Source organism: Rasiella sp. SM2506 (assembly GCF_050859505.1).
Lineage (GTDB): Bacteria > Bacteroidota > Bacteroidia > Flavobacteriales > Flavobacteriaceae > Marinirhabdus.
In genome coordinates this window covers 776,453-793,193 of record NZ_CP193934.1, presented here as the reverse complement: position 1 = coordinate 793,193, position 16,741 = coordinate 776,453, and the positions used below count along the sequence as shown (strand labels likewise).

Annotated in this window: 17 protein-coding genes; 9 read left to right on the top strand and 8 right to left on the bottom strand. The window is 37.5% G+C overall.

The window, feature by feature from the left end:
- Positions 1–132 precede the first annotated feature (132 nt).
- Positions 133–1,644, bottom strand: coding sequence for a DUF4153 domain-containing protein (locus ACQ2HF_RS03680; protein WP_432412172.1), 1,512 nt, complete (start codon positions 1,642–1,644; stop codon positions 133–135).
- A gap of 738 nt (positions 1,645–2,382) precedes the next feature.
- Between ACQ2HF_RS03680 and ACQ2HF_RS03675 the strand changes: the two genes are divergently transcribed.
- The 5 genes from ACQ2HF_RS03675 (at position 2,383) to ACQ2HF_RS03655 (ending at position 6,234) form a co-directional block, all read left to right on the top strand.
- A complete protein-coding gene (locus ACQ2HF_RS03675; protein WP_432412171.1) occupies positions 2,383–2,886 on the top strand; it encodes a CAP domain-containing protein in 504 nt (167 codons plus the stop codon).
- Between the two features lie 65 nt (positions 2,887–2,951).
- Complete coding sequence (locus tag ACQ2HF_RS03670) at positions 2,952–3,488, top strand: 3-hydroxyanthranilate 3,4-dioxygenase (RefSeq protein WP_432413049.1); 537 nt, start codon at positions 2,952–2,954, stop codon at positions 3,486–3,488.
- A gap of 53 nt (positions 3,489–3,541) precedes the next feature.
- Entirely contained in the window at positions 3,542–3,946 is a 405-nt protein-coding gene (locus ACQ2HF_RS03665; RefSeq protein WP_432412170.1) for a hypothetical protein, read from the top strand.
- 198 nt (positions 3,947–4,144) lie between these two features.
- Positions 4,145–5,698 (top strand): L-piperidine-6-carboxylate dehydrogenase, encoded by a 1,554-nt coding sequence (gene amaB / locus ACQ2HF_RS03660; RefSeq protein WP_432412169.1) that lies wholly within the window; start codon positions 4,145–4,147, stop codon positions 5,696–5,698.
- A 158-nt stretch (positions 5,699–5,856) separates the two neighbouring features.
- Positions 5,857–6,234, top strand: coding sequence for a hypothetical protein (locus ACQ2HF_RS03655; protein WP_432412168.1), 378 nt, complete (start codon positions 5,857–5,859; stop codon positions 6,232–6,234).
- Here the strand turns inward: ACQ2HF_RS03655 and ACQ2HF_RS03650 are convergent.
- The 7 genes from ACQ2HF_RS03650 to ACQ2HF_RS03620 form a co-directional block, all read right to left on the bottom strand.
- Positions 6,231–6,956: a metallophosphoesterase family protein gene (locus ACQ2HF_RS03650; RefSeq protein ID WP_432412167.1), complete on the bottom strand. Its 726-nt coding sequence runs from the start codon at positions 6,954–6,956 to the stop codon at positions 6,231–6,233. The two genes, ACQ2HF_RS03655 and ACQ2HF_RS03650, sit on opposite strands and share 4 nt — an antisense overlap.
- Before the next feature lie 60 nt (positions 6,957–7,016).
- Positions 7,017–8,033, bottom strand: coding sequence for a T9SS type A sorting domain-containing protein (locus ACQ2HF_RS03645; RefSeq protein ID WP_432412166.1), 1,017 nt, complete (start codon positions 8,031–8,033; stop codon positions 7,017–7,019).
- An 80-nt stretch (positions 8,034–8,113) separates the two neighbouring features.
- On the bottom strand, positions 8,114–9,205 hold the full coding sequence (locus tag ACQ2HF_RS03640) for a DNA helicase PriA (protein WP_432412165.1): 1,092 nt from the start codon (positions 9,203–9,205) through the stop codon (positions 8,114–8,116).
- 130 nt (positions 9,206–9,335) lie between these two features.
- Positions 9,336–10,478: an SPFH domain-containing protein gene (locus ACQ2HF_RS03635; protein ID WP_432412164.1), complete on the bottom strand. Its 1,143-nt coding sequence runs from the start codon at positions 10,476–10,478 to the stop codon at positions 9,336–9,338.
- Between the two features lie 131 nt (positions 10,479–10,609).
- Positions 10,610–11,746 carry an ATP-binding protein gene (locus tag ACQ2HF_RS03630; protein ID WP_432412163.1) on the bottom strand — a complete coding sequence of 379 codons (1,137 nt, stop codon included), beginning with the start codon at positions 11,744–11,746 and terminating at the stop codon, positions 10,610–10,612.
- A gap of 43 nt (positions 11,747–11,789) precedes the next feature.
- A complete protein-coding gene (locus ACQ2HF_RS03625; RefSeq protein WP_432412162.1) occupies positions 11,790–12,179 on the bottom strand; it encodes a four helix bundle protein in 390 nt (129 codons plus the stop codon).
- 82 nt (positions 12,180–12,261) lie between these two features.
- Positions 12,262–13,023 carry an SDR family NAD(P)-dependent oxidoreductase gene (locus ACQ2HF_RS03620; protein WP_432412161.1) on the bottom strand — a complete coding sequence of 254 codons (762 nt, stop codon included), beginning with the start codon at positions 13,021–13,023 and terminating at the stop codon, positions 12,262–12,264.
- A gap of 148 nt (positions 13,024–13,171) precedes the next feature.
- Between ACQ2HF_RS03620 and ACQ2HF_RS03615 the strand changes: the two genes are divergently transcribed.
- The 4 genes from ACQ2HF_RS03615 (at position 13,172) to ACQ2HF_RS03600 (ending at position 16,727) form a co-directional block, all read left to right on the top strand.
- Positions 13,172–13,957 carry a DUF4382 domain-containing protein gene (locus ACQ2HF_RS03615; RefSeq protein WP_432412160.1) on the top strand — a complete coding sequence of 262 codons (786 nt, stop codon included), beginning with the start codon at positions 13,172–13,174 and terminating at the stop codon, positions 13,955–13,957.
- Positions 13,958–14,127: 170 nt separating this feature from the next.
- Positions 14,128–14,538 (top strand): hypothetical protein, encoded by a 411-nt coding sequence (locus ACQ2HF_RS03610; protein WP_432412159.1) that lies wholly within the window; start codon positions 14,128–14,130, stop codon positions 14,536–14,538.
- 245 nt (positions 14,539–14,783) lie between these two features.
- Positions 14,784–15,788 carry an AAA family ATPase gene (locus ACQ2HF_RS03605; protein ID WP_432412158.1) on the top strand — a complete coding sequence of 335 codons (1,005 nt, stop codon included), beginning with the start codon at positions 14,784–14,786 and terminating at the stop codon, positions 15,786–15,788.
- Between the two features lie 75 nt (positions 15,789–15,863).
- Positions 15,864–16,727 (top strand): DUF58 domain-containing protein, encoded by an 864-nt coding sequence (locus ACQ2HF_RS03600; protein ID WP_432412157.1) that lies wholly within the window; start codon positions 15,864–15,866, stop codon positions 16,725–16,727.
- The last annotated feature ends 14 nt before the right edge of the window (positions 16,728–16,741 follow it).

Sequence of the window (16,741 nt, the reverse complement as noted above, 5' to 3'; positions counted from 1 at the left end):
GAAATTTCAGAAGAAATAACGCACGGCAAGAGTAACTCAATACAATGGAGGAGGGAGGTATTTGTCTTGTAACGGGATGTTTTAGCGTCTTAGTGCCTAGGGAGTTGGTTTTGTGATTATTTTAACCGAAAATCACTGCTGAGGTTCTAGTTTTTGGTAGGCTAGATATTCTACCAGATTCCAAGAGAGGAAATTTTTGTTTTCCCATTTTTTAGCAAAGGCTGCATTTCTAGAAGCTATTTTATGCAGATATTCTTGGTGAGTCATGGTGAAATAAGGATACGGATACTTCTTTTGCTGAAAATTGTATGTCACATCCAATGTTTCTTTGGTCTTTGTGAGATGGGGAAGGGCTTTATCTGAAAGAGTTGATAAATATTCCAAATGCAAATACGCCGAATCTGCATGCGCAAAATTGTACTTCGCAATTACCGAATCCCAAGGTATCAAACTGCTCAACACCAAGATCAGGTAGAGCGCCAAGGTGTTTTTCTGAAACAGATAAAAAGAAGTTTTGGTATGTTGTATTTTTCTGAAAACCGTGAACAGGCCATATAAAACCAAAAGTAAAAAAAGAATCACGCCAATGCGTTTATAGGCTAACGCAAAGTAGTTGATGTACCAGAAATTTCTAATGGCAACCGAAATCGCCAATATAGCATTTTGTGCAATCCATGCGTAGGCAAGATATTTTAACCATTTGTTGTTGTGATAAAAATTAAGATTCCCTCGAAAGAAATAGAGCACTACTGCTATAGATATTAAGATGGAAACAATAAGTAAATAGGTGCCTTCGTGAACAAATTGTTTGAGTGTTTCACCGTCCCATTCAAAATTGAACCATACCAAATAAATGTCCAGAATATTTAGAAATAGGAGTAATAGATTGAGGGTGACCAATAGAAAGATACCTGCCTTGTATTCGCTTTTTAAAGCTGAAAGTTTAAAAAAACGGCTGCGTCTTATTTTATTTCTTTGGAGGTCTTCGGTTGCAATTTGTTCGTGTTTTTCTACCGAAGGAACCGGAATTCGATACCACAGGAAAATACTAATGGCCGCGCAAAGAAGAAAGGTGAAAACTAGAGAAATGTTCAGATTTTCGAATATAAAGGAAACTATATTTTGAAACATATCTCCAAATGCACCCAGGTACTCACCAAAAATAGGGTTAGAAAAACCGTACATGGTTAAGAAGACAACAATGATTAGAACCGGAATTATAAAAATCCGACTTCTCCATAACACTTTGCCCACCTTTACACCGCCTACACTCCTGCTAAAAAACTGTTGCGCAAAAGCAATTTGAGATATAAACAGCGAAATAAAAGCAGCTCCAAAACCACTAAATAATGATCGTATGGTTTGAAAATTAAGCACACCTATAAACAAGAACAGCGCAAAAAAATGAACTACATACACATATATAGAATAAGTAACCACGGTGAAAACGCCTGTGAGTAACATCCCAGCTAACGTTATTTTTACAAGTGTGTTTGTTAAAGAAAGCTGTTTAGAAAAAAAGAGCCATCCTATAAAAAGGACTTCAAATAGTAGGAGATTAAGGCCAATGCCTTGTTTGTAGAATAGAACTGTGAGTACACTAGCACTCAAGAAAACGACCCATAGCGAGTTTTTAATTTGCATCTAGAAAAATTTTGAATAGTTAGATGTAATAGTGTCTCGCTGGCAGTGTTTTAAGAGGTTGTTAGAATAAAACCGTGTTAGTATATCTATAAGAGGATCTATAGTATAATTGGTTGCGTTTCGAAAAAAACAAACCGTGTAATTTCAAACTACCTTATTAAGGCATCGTTCTAATACATTTAATGAATTATTGCCACAGCAGCTCCTTTTCCTGCATTAACCAAAGGCGAATCTTCCATAGCATTCATAGTTTTGGTCCAGCTTCCATAGCAGTACTACCATCTTTTAGGATTTCGTGTTCTATTCTAATTGGTACTTCCAAATTTAATTGAGAGGCTTTTCTTAAAAATAGAACCTGTTTCCTTCAAAGTTGTTCCAGCGCCACCATAAAATACCATTCCGAATGTAGTGTGTATTTCATCGATATTTTGGAATTAACATTAGAAACTAGCGTTTTGGGTTGTGATATTTTAACATTTTAACAGTCAAATAGTGTTAAAATGACGATTAAAAGTGTTAAAATTCGGTTTATGTGTATTTTTTTTTGAGTAAACCTAAATAAGTTACAAAATCCCCATACACAAAGGGCTAAAGGCGCTTTTATTTGTAGGAATTTCATCAATTAATATTTAAAAACATCGACGAAATACACTGCTTATCCGTTTAAGTGTATTTTTGTAGGAATTTTTATATATATTTGACTCAACATCATGCCCCAAATTTGATGACCCCCGTATTATGAAACTTATCAAAACCAGCTTACTAGCTATCGTATTATTAATTACTGTAGCATCATGTTCAAAAGAAGAAGCAGTAGTACTTGAAGAAGTAAACTACTCAATTGATCTAAACCTAGCCGACGAAACCGATTGGGCTATGGCAGACGAAATTCTAAAATTAGTAAACGAACATCGTGAAACTCAGGGATTATCTCGTATTCAAAGAGATCAAACCTATGCATCTGCCTATGCGGTAGATCATACAAAATATATGATGGACAAAGGAACCATTAGTCATGACAACTTTGGTGTACGTTCTAATGCGCTTAAGGATCAAGGTGCTGTAATAGTAGGAGAGAATGTAGCGTATGGTTACGACTCTGCAGAAAAAGTAGTCAATGCTTGGCTTAACAGTCCGGGTCACCTTAAGGTAATTGAAGGATTATATACTCATTCTGGTTTTGGAATTGTAAAGAATGCTCAAGGACAAATTTATTTCACACAACTTTTTTATAAAAAGTAATAGTATTCCCCTTTTTAATGTAAAGCAATTGCCGTATTTTTATGCAAACACATAACAATACGGCAATGGCTATTTCTAAACCTTTCAATTTAAACAAATGGGTAGAAGACAATCGTGATCTTCTAAAACCACCAGTAGGTAACAAAAACCTATATAAAGACGCCAATGATTACATCGTAATGATTGTAGGTGGTCCCAACGCTCGTAAGGATTATCATTACAACGAAACCGAAGAATTATTCTACCAGCTAGAAGGGAACATTCAAGTTCATATTCAAGAAGACGGTAAAAAACGTACTATGGAATTAGGTCCGGGCGATATGTACCTGCATCCTGCCAAAGTACCGCATTCTCCCGTTCGTGAAGATGGGTCTATAGGCTTGGTCGTAGAACGCAAACGCCAAGACCTAGCTGGGAAAGACGGTTTGCTATGGTTCTGCGACAATTGTAATAACAAACTTCACGAAGTATATTTTCCGCTGAATGATGTAGAAAAAGATTTTCTACAACATTTTAAAGATTTCTACGGAAACAAAGAGCTCCGTACCTGCAATAACTGCGGAACAGTGATGCCTACTGATGACAGGTTTGTGGCAGATTAAGATATGCTTGGGAAATTTTATAAAAGACTTTATCTCAAAGTTCCGACTGGCTTATGTCTAGATTTCTGAATAAGGAATTTTTGAAGGTCTTGAAGTTTTTATCAAAATATGGGCACTATAAAAACCGAATCCATATTTCTAAGCACGTTGCTCAGTTGTCTATTAAAGCTCAAATTGAAATTCTTGATATTTTAATCGATGACGCTATACCTATAGTTTCTATAAACGCAATTGGTTTTGGAAAGGTGTTGCTTCAGTCAAATTATATAAGACAAAAAGCTACCGAAAAGGAAATTTATTGGGAAAAGCGTAAAGCTGAACTTTCAAAAAAACAAAAATCTATGGCTGAGATTTTAAAAGGTTCTAAAAACTATAAGCGCAAATTTTCAGACGGAGGAACGTTAGCAAATATGAAAAACATGCTGAAAAAACCTATGAATACGGGTAAGTGGTTTTAAAAGAATCCTTTAAACCAAATGCCCTAAACTTCTCCCCCTCTCAACTTTTTTACCGCCTCAGAAAACCGTACCTTTGCACTTGAAAAATAGGGACTTAAAACCCCATCTTTTTAATAAAAATGATTGCGCCAGCGATCCAATAAGAATAATCAATAAATAATAAATTCCGCTTTAGTGGAAGAAATAAAAAATAACAATATGTCAACAGTAGCCACCGATTTCGGAATGGACAAAGCATTAAAGCAGTTAGGATTAACAGCTATAAACCACGGAACCTCTACGGGAAACAAATCGTTTCCAGGCGGAGCAGAAATTGCTTCGTATTCTCCAGTAGATGGAGCGTTAATTGGTAAAGTAACCACAACGACAAAGGAAGAATACGAGAAAGTTATAACCACAGCTCAAGATGCTTTTATGTCATTTAGAGCCATGCCAGCACCACAACGTGGCGAAATTGTACGTCAGTTTGGGAATAAATTACGTGAGTTAAAAGAGCCTCTTGGGAAATTGGTGTCTTACGAGATGGGGAAGTCACTACAAGAAGGATATGGTGAAGTTCAGGAAATGATTGACATTTGTGACTTTGCAGTGGGACTATCCAGACAATTAAACGGACAAACAATCCCGTCTGAGCGACCAGGTCACGTAATGCGTGAGCAATGGCACTCTATTGGTATAGTTGGTATTATTTCGGCATTTAACTTTCCAGTGGCTGTTTGGGCCTGGAACACCGCTTTGGCATGGGTTTGTGGAGATGTTTGTGTTTGGAAAGGAAGTGAAAAAGCACCTTTATGCTCCGTTGCCTGTCAAAATATTATTGCAGGTGTATTAAAAGAAAACAACCTTCCAGAAGGTATTTCTTCTATTATTAATGGTGATTATAAGGTTGGTGAAATGATGACGAAGGATACTAGAATTCCATTAATTTCGGCAACAGGTTCTACCAGAATGGGACGTATTGTAGGCGCTACTGTGGCAGAGCGTTTTGGTAAGTCCTTATTAGAATTAGGTGGAAACAATGCCATTATCATTACCCCAACAGCAGATCTCAAAGTAGTAGTGCCAGGAGCAGTATTTGGTGCTGTAGGTACGTGTGGACAACGTTGTACTTCTACAAGAAGATTAATTATTCATGAAAGTGTGTATGATAAAGTAAGAGATGCCATTGTAGGAGCGTATAAGCAAATTGTGATTGGTAATCCGTTGGATGAAAACAATCACGTTGGACCCTTAATTGATAAAGAATCGGTTGACACCTATTTAAAAGCGATAGAAAAAGCAAAAGCTGAAGGTGGAAACGTACTAGTTGAAGGTGGCGTTCTTGAAGGAAAAGGTTACGAAAGCGGATGCTACGTAAAACCAGCTATCATCGAAGCTGAAAACAGCTTTGCCATTGTACAGCACGAAACATTTGCCCCAATTTTATACCTAATGAAATACAGTGGCGAAGTAGAAAATGCTATTGAAAAACAAAACGGTGTGGCTCAAGGATTGTCCAGTGCAATTATGACGAATGAAATGAAAGAAGCTGAAAAGTTTTTATCATTTGCAGGTTCAGATTGTGGTATAGCCAATGTAAACATTGGAACATCAGGAGCTGAAATTGGTGGCGCCTTTGGTGGAGAAAAAGAAACCGGTGGCGGACGCGAGTCTGGAAGTGATGCATGGAAAGTATATATGAGAAGACAGACCAATACTGTGAATTATTCAGATGAATTGCCATTGGCGCAAGGCATAAAATTCGATTTATAAAATAAAGACTAAAATATAAGTCGAGTGATTTTAAAAGGTGTTGAAAAGCAGTGTTTAAAATCCGTTTAGAGTTAAAAAGTAAACCCGTTCAAAATTGGACGGGTTTACTGTTTTTTATAAGTTGTATACTTCTTTCTGTTTTAGAACGTTCTATCGATATGAAAAAACTCTTGATTTTATTTTTTGCAGTACTATGTTTTGCGTGTAGTGGAGATGATGACATGGACGTACAAGAACCTGTAGTATGCACCGAAGAATTTGTTTTTGGCTTAAGCGTGCAAGTTCGAGACGCAGCTACAAACACTATTATTCCGGGAGGTGTTACAGTAGTAGCCCAAGATGGCAGTTATACAGAAACATTAAGTTTTTTGTTCGATACACATGTGGGAGCTGGAGAGCGTCCGGGCTCTTACACACTCACCGCCACAAAAGAGGGTTTTATTACAAAAACGGCGGGTCCTATAATAGTTGTTATGGATGAAGATATGTGTCACGTAATAACCCAAAGTGTGACTATTGAGTTGGAGGCTAGTTAATTTCTTCCTGTTTCATCAGGGTACAATTTCCAGACAGGATCACTTTGCCATATTTCTTTGGTGTCCACATCCATCATGGAAAGCCTTCCTTTAAAAGCGGCTCCCGTATCAACATTCCAAACGTTTGCAAAATTGGCAGGCACCTCTTTTCCTATTCTGAAAACAGGCGTATGCCCAATATAAATTTCTTTAAAAAGCTTTAATCGTTTTGGATAGATATCACTTTCAGTTGAAATAGAATCATCCAAGGCACATACCATTTCCCATAACGTCCTATCCCAATACACCATATTCTCAAAATATTCAAATGCAGGCCCTTTTTGATCGGTAAATCCTGCGTGTAAGTAACATCGGTTTTGAGAATCTATGTGGAAATTTTCTAAACGTTCAAAAAACTGAAGGTGCTCGTCAATTTCAGCTTCGGAAAGTTTTGCATAGCTTTTTATGCTGGATTCGCCACCGTGATTTAACCACATAGGGCTGGTTTCTTTTCCTTTTAAATAGTTATAGAGTAACTCATCATGATTCCCTCGTAAAAAAATACAGTTGTAATTTTCGGCAAAAGAAATTAAAAACCGAATGGTTTCCGCGTTGTCACTCCAGCCGTCTACATAATCACCCAAAAAAATAAAGGTGTCTTTTTCCGAAGGTTTCACATAGTTCAAAACCTGTTCCAAAGCGCGCAACCCTCCGTGTATGTCCCCTACAACTACTATTCTCATGTCGTAACATTAAAAAAATTATTGACAATCAAAATAAAAGCATTGAGGTGGAACTGACGGCTATTTTTTCAGAAATTTATAAATATATTTTTGACCTTCAGAAGAAACAAATTCAATAAAATACAATCCTGCTGATAGGGATGAAACATCTATGCTTTCAGAATAGTGATTATTGCTGCTAATTATAGTACCCGTTGCTGAAAAGATAGTTACTGCTGTTATAGAAGCATTCTTTGCTTTAACGATAAGCTTTTCATTTACAGGGTTTGGATATATATTAAAAGTTGTCTTTGTAAAATCAGGATTGTTTAAAATTAGTATTTCTTCAATAGTTACCTGCGAGCAATCCTTAGAAATAAACACATCCCAGCCTTTAGAGATTTCGCACGTAGTACCACAAAAATCCACATGAAGAGAAAATTTAAGTCCTTCACTATTTGATATAATATTTGTAGCTACGACGTCTTCACCGTTTATTTGAAAAGGAATCCCATTGTAATTAAATCCTGCACCCTGTCCAGGAGAAACAGATTCTATATCATCCACATTACTAAAATCATCCAGAAGCGCAAAATGATTTAGATAAGGAATGGTAGAGTTAATTTTGAATGAAAAATTACCTGGAGGATCAACTATGGAAATGCTTGTAATAGTAAATTGATAGTCTGCCATTAATTGGTCTAAGGCAGGTACTCCCGAAATACCAGTGTCTATAAAATCCTGTACCCAGCTCACATTTTCTCCTACTTCAAAAAATAGTTCTCCAAAGGCAATGTCTTCTGGGTGACGCTGGTTTACATGGATTTCAAACTTATTGAATATAGAGTCGGCTACCGGATTCGTAGCAACAAGGTTGTATACTGCAGAAATTTTTTCAAGATATGGGAGGGTATTTTCTACATCTAGTAAGGGCACATTATAATCTGGATGTGTAGGGTCGTTTGCAAATTCTCTGAATACCATGGTCCACGCATCTGTAAGGTAATTATCCTGTACAAAACTATCTACAGTACATTGTGAAGAACCTATGTTGCTAACCAGAAGAAGAATAGACACTATAAATAGCTGTGTTTTCATGACTGTTTGTTTTGTAACATAAAGATACTTAAACGATTACTAAGAAAAAATACCCATTAAGGGGTATATGTGCTAAGTTCTTATTGGTTCAGAAAATAAATAATAGTACCCAGAATTGCTATACTAAACAATACAAAGAAGAAAATCTTCCAGAAAGAATAGGGTCGTTGTCCAGAAATGATACCAGACTGTCCATTCACAAAAAAGTTATAGCGTTTTCCTTTAAATTGATACGCGCTTATATAAACAGGAAGTAGAATGTGCTTAAATTTCTCTTCGGAAAGCTTCATACTTATAGATGAAACTCTTTGTGTATCGCCACCAATGTCCCTTCGTGCCCATCGCTCGGCGATATTACGGGCTTCATTAGTAGCTTCTAAATGGCCATCTTTTAAAGGAATAGTATATTTTTCGGTGACAAAACCAGCTAGGAATCCACTTTGAAAGGTTTCTAGTTTTTTTAAATCCCATAGCGCAACTTTTTTGGGAATGACGCCCGTTTTTTGTTCCGAAGCTTTAATGAGCGTATCATCCACAAATCCAGAAACAGTTCCAGCAGCTGGATACCAACGCGTCCGTCTTTCTTGGACGGTTCTTCTGTTTTTACCACTTCCCACGGTTTTAGTTACGTAGTAATATTCGCCACGTTGTCCCGTATATTTTGCGTACAATTGCGCATCGAATGTCCAAAAAGGTGCATACAATCCTTTCGTATGTTGTGGATCTAGCGAGGCTTTTTTAAGTTTATTGGGCGCCCACCAAAGTCCATCTACCCATTTTTTAAAGATTTGATGTGCTTTTTTCTGGTCTAACTGAAAGGGTAAAACAGCTCCTGGTAAAATCCAGTCGTCCTTATAGGCATCCTCTACTACTAAAGGCATAGTACAATACACGCAATGCAGCGATTTGTAGTTTTCTTCTACGTGCTGGTTAGCACCACAATTCTTACAATGCAACATAGTAATTTGCTCACTATGCGATTGCGCACCTAATTCTGAAAGATAGTTGTTAAGTTCCAACTCTTGAAATGCATTCAATGCGGGTGGAATATCCTGTGTATAACCACAATACTCACATTTAAGTTCCGTAGTTCCCGGCGCATACCGAAGCTCTGCTCCACAATTAATGCAGGATTTTTTGAGTTCGGATGTTTGTTGGGGGGTTGGTTGCACTCGTTTATTGTTATTTGAAAATATTGCTTTTACAGGGGCGCTCCGCTAGCGTTACCCCTTCCGTCTTAGCTTAGCTGAGACACCTTCCCCCGCTAGGGGAAGGAGCCTTTATCCTTATGTTCAAAATAGCTTAGTTACTTGGCAAAGGCGGTGGCGTGTTACCTCCTAAGAATGCTTTCAACTCTGCTACTTCGTTTAAAGCTGTCCAACTTTGCATGCCTTGCTTCCAGACTAAGCTGTCTTTATTGATCGTTCTGTTGGCAAACAGCGCTCGTAATTGGTCAAAACCTACGGGTCCCGCTTGTTGGCCATTGGCTGAATAAAAATACTGCACGGCGGCGGGCATTGGCGGAGGCATGGCGCCTCCCATTTGCTGCTGTGCGGGAGCTTGCTGTTGGCCTCCCATTTGTGGGCTCATCATACCGCCCATTTGTTGTGCTAGCACAAAGCCCATACCCATACCCATTCCTGCACCAGCGGTACCACCTTCGTTGGCTGCGGCAGCCTCAATAGCTTTGGCAGTTTTAAATTTGGTGAGTTTGTCTAAGTCTAATTTGTCCAAACGGCTGTACTCAAAGATTTCTTTCTTGAGATCTTCGGGCATGGAGACGTTTTCAATATAAAATTTTTCTAATGAAATCCCTACACTTTCAAACTCCGGCTCCATTACGCTTTTGCACGTTTCCGAAAGTTCAGTGGTGTTGGCTGCATATAATTCTATAGGAAGATTAGCTTCACCTACGGTGTCTGTAAAACGCGTAGCGATTAAGCTCTTTAAGTGTTCGTTAATTTCGAAATTGGTGAAGTTGTTATCGGTTCCAACAATATCTACTACAAACTTTCCGGCATCGCTAATTTTGAAGGCATACGTACCAAACGCTCGTATTTCGACCAAGCCAAATCTATCATCGTTTAGAGTAATTGGGTTTTTGGTTCCCCATTTTTCGTCTGTGAAGAGGTGAGTGTTTACAAAGTATACTTCGGCTTTAAACGGGCTGTCAAAACCGTATTTCCACCCTTTTAACGTAGTAAGTATTGGAAGGTTTTGTGTGCTTAGTGTGTAGGTGCCCGGTTTAAAGACATCTGCCAGTTGTCCTTCATTTATAAAAACAGCTGTTTGCCCTTCACGAACAATGAGTTTGGCGTTGTTTTTAATTTCGTTTTGGTAGCGTTCAAATCGATGACAAATGGTGTCATCTGTATAGTCCAGCCACTCAATGATGTCAATAAATTCATGACTTAATTTTTCTTTTATCTTATCGAAGATGCCCATGAGGTTGTTTTTTTAAATTAGGATTTTAAAGGTACTAAAATAATAACTTGAGTCTCAATTTGTATCTATGATTTACGACAGAATTCAAGTAGAATTTTAGTAATTCATATAAAAATAAAAGAAAAAGTGCTTTAATTATACCTCACTTTTCTTAAAATCCGCACGCTTTCCTTAAAGGTTTGGTAGGTCTTGCCGCCTATGGTTTTTAGGTAGGGTTTTGCGTCGTAGAGTTTTTCTTTGGCTTCAGTAAAATCGTTGAGATAGCATATGAGGTAGGTTTCGGATAAATTCTCTACATCTTTTTCTTCGGAAGGGCGTAGTGGGATATTTTTCTGAAGTTTTTCGAGCAAGGCATTATTCGAATTATAAATATGAAACAACGTCTTTTTGTTGAATTTTGGCGCCTCAAAAATTAATTGCGTTTCTATATTGTAAAATCCGTTTTCCTTAAAATCTATAGTTACTTCTTCCAACGGATAATATTGAAATTGATTATTTAACCCTAAGCTTACATACTCAGTAATTTTAAAATAATCATCTGTATAAGCAATACTCACATCGTCCAAGGCCGAATAAAATAATTTTACCTGCTCGTTAATCAATTCAATATCTACACGAGAATAATAGGTTTTTCCCTTTATCTGTTTGGTTTGTCCCGCCCAACAAAGCACAAAAATTTCTTTAAATACTTTATAGTGTGCTTCAAGTTCAGAATGACGGTTGTTTATAAAATCTATTACGCCGTCCAGTGTTAATTCAATATTATTTTTGGCTTTCGTTTCAATGGCACGAACGATTTCAGAATTCACGTCTTTAATCACAATATCAAAGTCTTTTGGCATAGAAATACTTCCATCCCGAAGAAAGATAGAACCACCCCAATACTTCCAGATATTCTTTCGCAAGGAAGTGATTTCGCCAGTTGGCCTAATGGTTACTAAGCCTACTACTTTGTCTTCTGACAAGTGCGGAAACATAACGTTCTCATATGAAATAATAGGTGCATTGGTTAAATACGCATTGATTAAATTTTGTAGTTTGCTATCGTCAAAAAAATCGACACCCCTTATTTCGTTGCCTTCATCTTCCACACCAATTACGATAAAGCTATTGTTCTTTGGATTGCTATTGCTAAGCGCGCAAATGTGTTTTAAAAACTTCGCCTTTCCTTCTTTACTGCCCAGGTCTATTTTTCGTTTTTTATCATAGAAACTGCTCTCATCGTTGTGAGCTAGGAGGTTTTTGATTAAGAGGCGTTTGTTAATCATTTTTTATTTCAATTGCTTCGCAATTTCAATTTTTTATTATTTATTAATCAAACTTGGAGCCTTTTTTTGTTGATATCCTTAAATAGTTCATAAACCGTGATATTTGATTTTCTAAGTTGAGAGTTGCATCATAGAGTTCTTGATAGGCTTCAGAAGATATATGTCTTCGATCATAAGCTCTAATAATTTGAGACCTAGTTTCAAGGCAAGAACCTCTTGAATAGCTTAAGAAATTTATAAATTCTCTATTCCCACCACGACCAAAGCCTTCGGCAATATTGTCCACCACAGAACCTGAAGATGCATTAATTTGATCTCTTAACTTAAAATCATTACCCAAAGGTGTAGAAACTATTAAGTCCCAAACATCGTTACTTAATTTACGAGCTAAAACGTAAATTTCCATTTCCTCAAATGTTTTGTAGTGTGACATAATTTTAATAATCAATAAAAAATAGAAATAAAGCTTGCTTTATGAAATAACAATAGAATTTCCGCAGGAAATTCTATAATAATTAAGCCTTATTGACAATAGTACTACTTGCCTGATCCAAACACATTACGGTTAAATCTGCAATAGTAACGTGTGGGGGTCTGGTGACAGCAAATAATAGGATGTCTGCAATATCTTCGGGGCGCAATGGGGTAAAATTTTGGTATACTTTTTCGGCTCTATCGGTGTCACCTTTAAAACGTACTTCACTGAATTCTGTTTCAACCAAGCCTGGGTTTATGGCGCCTACGTGTATTCCTTTTCCATTTAGGTCTAGACGCATCCCTTGGTTAATTGCGTCTACCGCGTGTTTACTGGCGCAATACACATTGCCATTGGGATATACTTCTTTCCCTGCGGTGGAACCAATGTTGATGATATGTCCAGAATTGTTTTTAAGCATTACTGGTAAAACCGCTTTACTCACATATAAGAGTCCTTTTACGTTAATGTCCAGCATTGCGTCCCAATCATCAACATTTCCGTTTTGAATGGAGTCTAATCCGTGTGCATTTCCTGCGTTGTTGATAAGGATGTCTATTTCTGAAAATGCTTTAGGAAGGCTTTCAATTTTCTTAAAAACGGTTTCCTTGTCTCGCACATCGAACTGAAGGGTGTGTACTTCGGTTAGTTTGGAAAGTTCTTTGGCAATGGTTTCTAAACGTTCTTGTCTTCTTCCGCAGAGGATAAGTTTGGCGCCATTTTCTGCAAAAAGATAGGCTGTAGCACGACCAATACCGCTGGTGGCTCCTGTGATAAGGACAATTTTGTTTTTTATATTCATAGGTGTAGATTTTCAGCTTAAATGTAGCGATTCTGAAACGTATCTTAAAGTTAAGCGCAGGTTAATTACATTGTTAACAGGTGTTAAGGTAATCTCTGCGAAAAGAACTAATCACTATAATTGCGGTTCAAACCTAAAATAACAAAAAATGAAAAAATTTGTATTTGGAATCGCAAGTATATGTATACTTGCCTTCCTAGTAGCGTGCAGTGGTGATGATGACAACACCACTTCAGAACAAGAGATGGCTAGAGTATCGGTAAAATTAGTTGATGCCCCCGGAGATTATGACTCAGTTTTTATAGATGTGAAAGATGTTGTAGTTACCTACAATGGCGGTGAAGAAGAAGTTGCCATTGGTAATATTAACGCAGGAGTATATGATTTGCTTGAACTTACAGGAGGTGTCTCTGTACTTTTGGTAGATGACGAAATCCCCGCTGGAGATATTAGCCAGATTCGACTTATTCTGGGAGAAAATAATACGATTGTTGTAGACGGCGACACCTTTCCCCTACAAACCCCAAGTGCCCAACAATCTGGATTAAAGATTAACGTAAATGAAACCTTGGTAGGTGGAGTCTTCTATGAATTTATTCTAGATTTCGATGTGGACAAATCAATTGTAACGCAAGGAAATGGAGGCTATTTATTAAAACCAGTTATTAGAGCTTCTACTGAAGCCAATACTGGTGCCATTACAGGAGCTGTGCTTCCTGCCGGAGTTCAAACACTAGTAACTGCTGAAAATGGTAACACTGAAGTTTCTGCTTTTACAAATAACTTAGGAATATTTGTACTAAGCGGAGTGCCAGCCGGAACGTATACTTTAACGTACGAGGCAGATGCAAATTTAGGTTTTCCACCTATTGTAGTTACTGGCGTAGAAGTTGGAGTTGGCGCAGTTACCGAAGTTGATGGAATTGTTTTTTAGTCCCTATACTCTATAGAATCAATCTTACAAGCGATGTTTGTTACAAACATCGCTTTCTTTTTAACGTTTTGTATAGTTAAATAGGGGTTAAACATTCCGTTAATCAATGTTAACAAGATGCCTAAGCTACCAGTGAACTAGTAGTTTTACTCTATAAAATTTAAGAAACCATGAGCAGAGAAAAATTATTAATCCAGAGAACAATGCAATCCCTATTAAAGTACGGAGCATTTTTAATAGTAATTATGATGGTTGTTTTTGCGTGTAGTAACACTGCAAAAGAAAAAAGCAATTTTGAACAACCCGTTACTGCAAATCTAACCGTTAAAACCGACGGCGCGATTATGGGAAGTGTAATTGCACCCAATGCAGAAATTAAAATAATAGCTTCAAATTCTGAAGAAAAGATTACAGGAACCACAGATGAAAATGGAGAGTTTTTTATCAAAGGTTTTGAAGAAGGAATTTATACCGTTACAATAACAACGTCAACTACTGATAAAGTAGAAACTTTTCAGGACGTTGAGGTGAAGATTGGCGAAGTAACAGCACTGGGAACAGTAGATTTGGCTGTTAAATAAAAAATGAGATAGTTAATGGTACTAAAGGGATACGAAAGTGTCCCTTTTTTTATGGTTAATTTTTAAAATTTCGAATTATAACAAACACTAATACTTTTTTAAATTTACAACTTCCAGAATGAGATGAAATGTTTATCAATTTTCTTCGTCTTTTTAACCAATCATTAACAACAATTGCCATAATAAATAGGCAATTTGCGTGGTTAATAGTCACATAGCTTACAATAGAAAAAGAATCTACTATTATGGAAGAAAACACCACCGCCTTGGACATTGGCGCATTGAACGAAAAAATTGAAAAAGAAAGCGCTTTTGTTGATATTCTTACGCTGGAAATTAATAAAGTAATCATTGGCCAGAAGCAAATGGTAGAGCGTTTGCTCATTGGGCTTTTAGGCCAGGGACATATCTTACTGGAAGGGGTGCCGGGATTGGCAAAAACCCTAGCCATTAATACACTTTCCAAAGCTGTTCATGGGACTTTTAGCAGGATACAGTTTACACCAGATTTGCTGCCCGCAGATGTTGTGGGAACGATGATCTACAATATGAAACTGAACGATTTCAGTATTAAAAAAGGGCCTATTTTCGCCAATTTTGTATTGGCAGATGAGATTAACCGTGCGCCTGCCAAAGTACAATCTGCCCTCTTGGAAGCGATGCAGGAAAAGCAGGTGACCATTGGGGAAGAAACATTTATTCTGGACAGACCATTTTTAGTAATGGCTACTCAAAACCCAGTAGAACAAGAAGGAACCTACCCATTACCTGAAGCGCAAGTAGACCGTTTTATGCTAAAAACAGTCATTAAATACCCACTCTTACAGGATGAGCAACTTATTATGCGCCAGAATCTAAAAGGCGATTTTGAAAAAGTAAATCCGGTGGTGACCATAGACCAGATCAAGCGTGCACAAGCTGCCGTGAGAGAAGTGTATATGGACGAAAAGATTGAAAAATATATTCTTGACATTGTTTTTGCTACCAGAACTCCAGAAAAGTACGGTCTTTCAGAACTTACCGGCTTAATCAGTTTTGGAGCATCTCCCCGTGGAAGTATCAACTTAGCGATGGCGGCAAAATGTTATGCTTTTATCCGCAGAAGAGGGTATGTGATTCCTGAAGACGTCCGTGCTGTGGTAGAAGATGTGCTACGTCACCGTATTGGCATCACCTACGAAGCCGAAGCAGAGAATGTAACTTCAGAAGATATCATTCAGAAAATCGTAAATGTAATAGAGGTCCCTTAGGGATTTTAGATTGTAGAATTACGATGTACGATTGAAACAATCGTACATCTAAAATCGTATACCGTACATCAAGAAATGGATACCAAAGAGCTTTTAAAAAAAGTACGTAAAATCGAGATCAAGACGCGGCGCTTAAGCGACCATGTGTTTGGTGGCGAGTATCATAGTACGTTTAAGGGTCGTGGGATGACGTTTTCTGAAGTGCGCCAATATCAATTTGGGGACGATGTTCGAAATATAGATTGGAACGTAACCGCCCGCTATAATGAACCTTTTATAAAGGTTTTTGAAGAAGAACGCGAACTAACGTTGATGTTGATGGCAGATATTTCGGGTTCAGAATTCTTCGGAACCGATAACCAGTTTAAAAATGAAATTATTACCGAAGTTGCTGCAACGCTAGCATTTTCAGCAATGCAAAATAACGATAAAACGGGATTGATACTTTTTTCAGATGAAATAGAATTGTTTATTCCACCGAAAAAAGGGAAAAGCCACGTATTAAGAATTATCCGCGAATTATTGGAGTTTAAACCAAAAAGTAAAAAAACAGATCTTTCACAAGCCCTAAAATATCTTACCAATGTGATGAAGAAAAAAGCCATCGTTTTTGTGCTTTCCGATTTTATCACAGATGGCTACAGAGATTCCCTAAAAATCGTTTCTGGAAAACATGATGTCACTGGTATTCGAGTGTACGATCGTAGAGAAGAAGAAATGCCAAATCTGGGAATGGTGCAAATGCAAGATGAAGAAACGGGCGAATTAATGCTTGTGAACACAGGTTCCAAAGGTGTTCGCAGAAATTATAATAGCTATTACCGAGAACGAGTAGCTTATTTCCAGGAAGCCTTCACCAAAAGTGGAGCCGGCGCCATAAGCTGCCGAGTAGACGAGAGCTACGTCAAGAAATTATTAGGATATTTTAAAAGAAGATAAGCCCCTAGCCCCCA

Excerpts from the sequence above, each read along its gene's own strand:
- ACQ2HF_RS03615 (WP_432412160.1), top strand. The coding sequence starts at position 13,172 with ATGAAAAAATTTGTATTTGGAATCGCAAGTATATGTATACTTGCCTTC.
- ACQ2HF_RS03650 (WP_432412167.1), bottom strand. The coding sequence starts at position 6,956 with ATGAGAATAGTAGTTGTAGGGGACATACACGGAGGGTTGCGCGCTTTG.
- ACQ2HF_RS03605 (WP_432412158.1), top strand. The coding sequence starts at position 14,784 with ATGGAAGAAAACACCACCGCCTTGGACATTGGCGCATTGAACGAAAAA.
- ACQ2HF_RS03625 (WP_432412162.1), bottom strand. The coding sequence starts at position 12,179 with ATGTCACACTACAAAACATTTGAGGAAATGGAAATTTACGTTTTAGCT.
- ACQ2HF_RS03635 (WP_432412164.1), bottom strand. The coding sequence starts at position 10,478 with ATGGGCATCTTCGATAAGATAAAAGAAAAATTAAGTCATGAATTTATT.
- ACQ2HF_RS03665 (WP_432412170.1), top strand. The coding sequence starts at position 3,542 with ATGTCTAGATTTCTGAATAAGGAATTTTTGAAGGTCTTGAAGTTTTTA.
- ACQ2HF_RS03645 (WP_432412166.1), bottom strand. The coding sequence starts at position 8,033 with ATGAAAACACAGCTATTTATAGTGTCTATTCTTCTTCTGGTTAGCAAC.
- ACQ2HF_RS03675 (WP_432412171.1), top strand. The coding sequence starts at position 2,383 with ATGAAACTTATCAAAACCAGCTTACTAGCTATCGTATTATTAATTACT.
- ACQ2HF_RS03600 (WP_432412157.1), top strand. The coding sequence starts at position 15,864 with ATGGATACCAAAGAGCTTTTAAAAAAAGTACGTAAAATCGAGATCAAG.
- ACQ2HF_RS03680 (WP_432412172.1), bottom strand. The coding sequence starts at position 1,644 with ATGCAAATTAAAAACTCGCTATGGGTCGTTTTCTTGAGTGCTAGTGTA.
- amaB (WP_432412169.1), top strand. The coding sequence starts at position 4,145 with ATGTCAACAGTAGCCACCGATTTCGGAATGGACAAAGCATTAAAGCAG.
- ACQ2HF_RS03670 (WP_432413049.1), top strand. The coding sequence starts at position 2,952 with ATGGCTATTTCTAAACCTTTCAATTTAAACAAATGGGTAGAAGACAAT.
- ACQ2HF_RS03610 (WP_432412159.1), top strand. The coding sequence starts at position 14,128 with ATGAGCAGAGAAAAATTATTAATCCAGAGAACAATGCAATCCCTATTA.
- ACQ2HF_RS03620 (WP_432412161.1), bottom strand. The coding sequence starts at position 13,023 with ATGAATATAAAAAACAAAATTGTCCTTATCACAGGAGCCACCAGCGGT.
- ACQ2HF_RS03655 (WP_432412168.1), top strand. The coding sequence starts at position 5,857 with ATGAAAAAACTCTTGATTTTATTTTTTGCAGTACTATGTTTTGCGTGT.
- ACQ2HF_RS03630 (WP_432412163.1), bottom strand. The coding sequence starts at position 11,746 with ATGATTAACAAACGCCTCTTAATCAAAAACCTCCTAGCTCACAACGAT.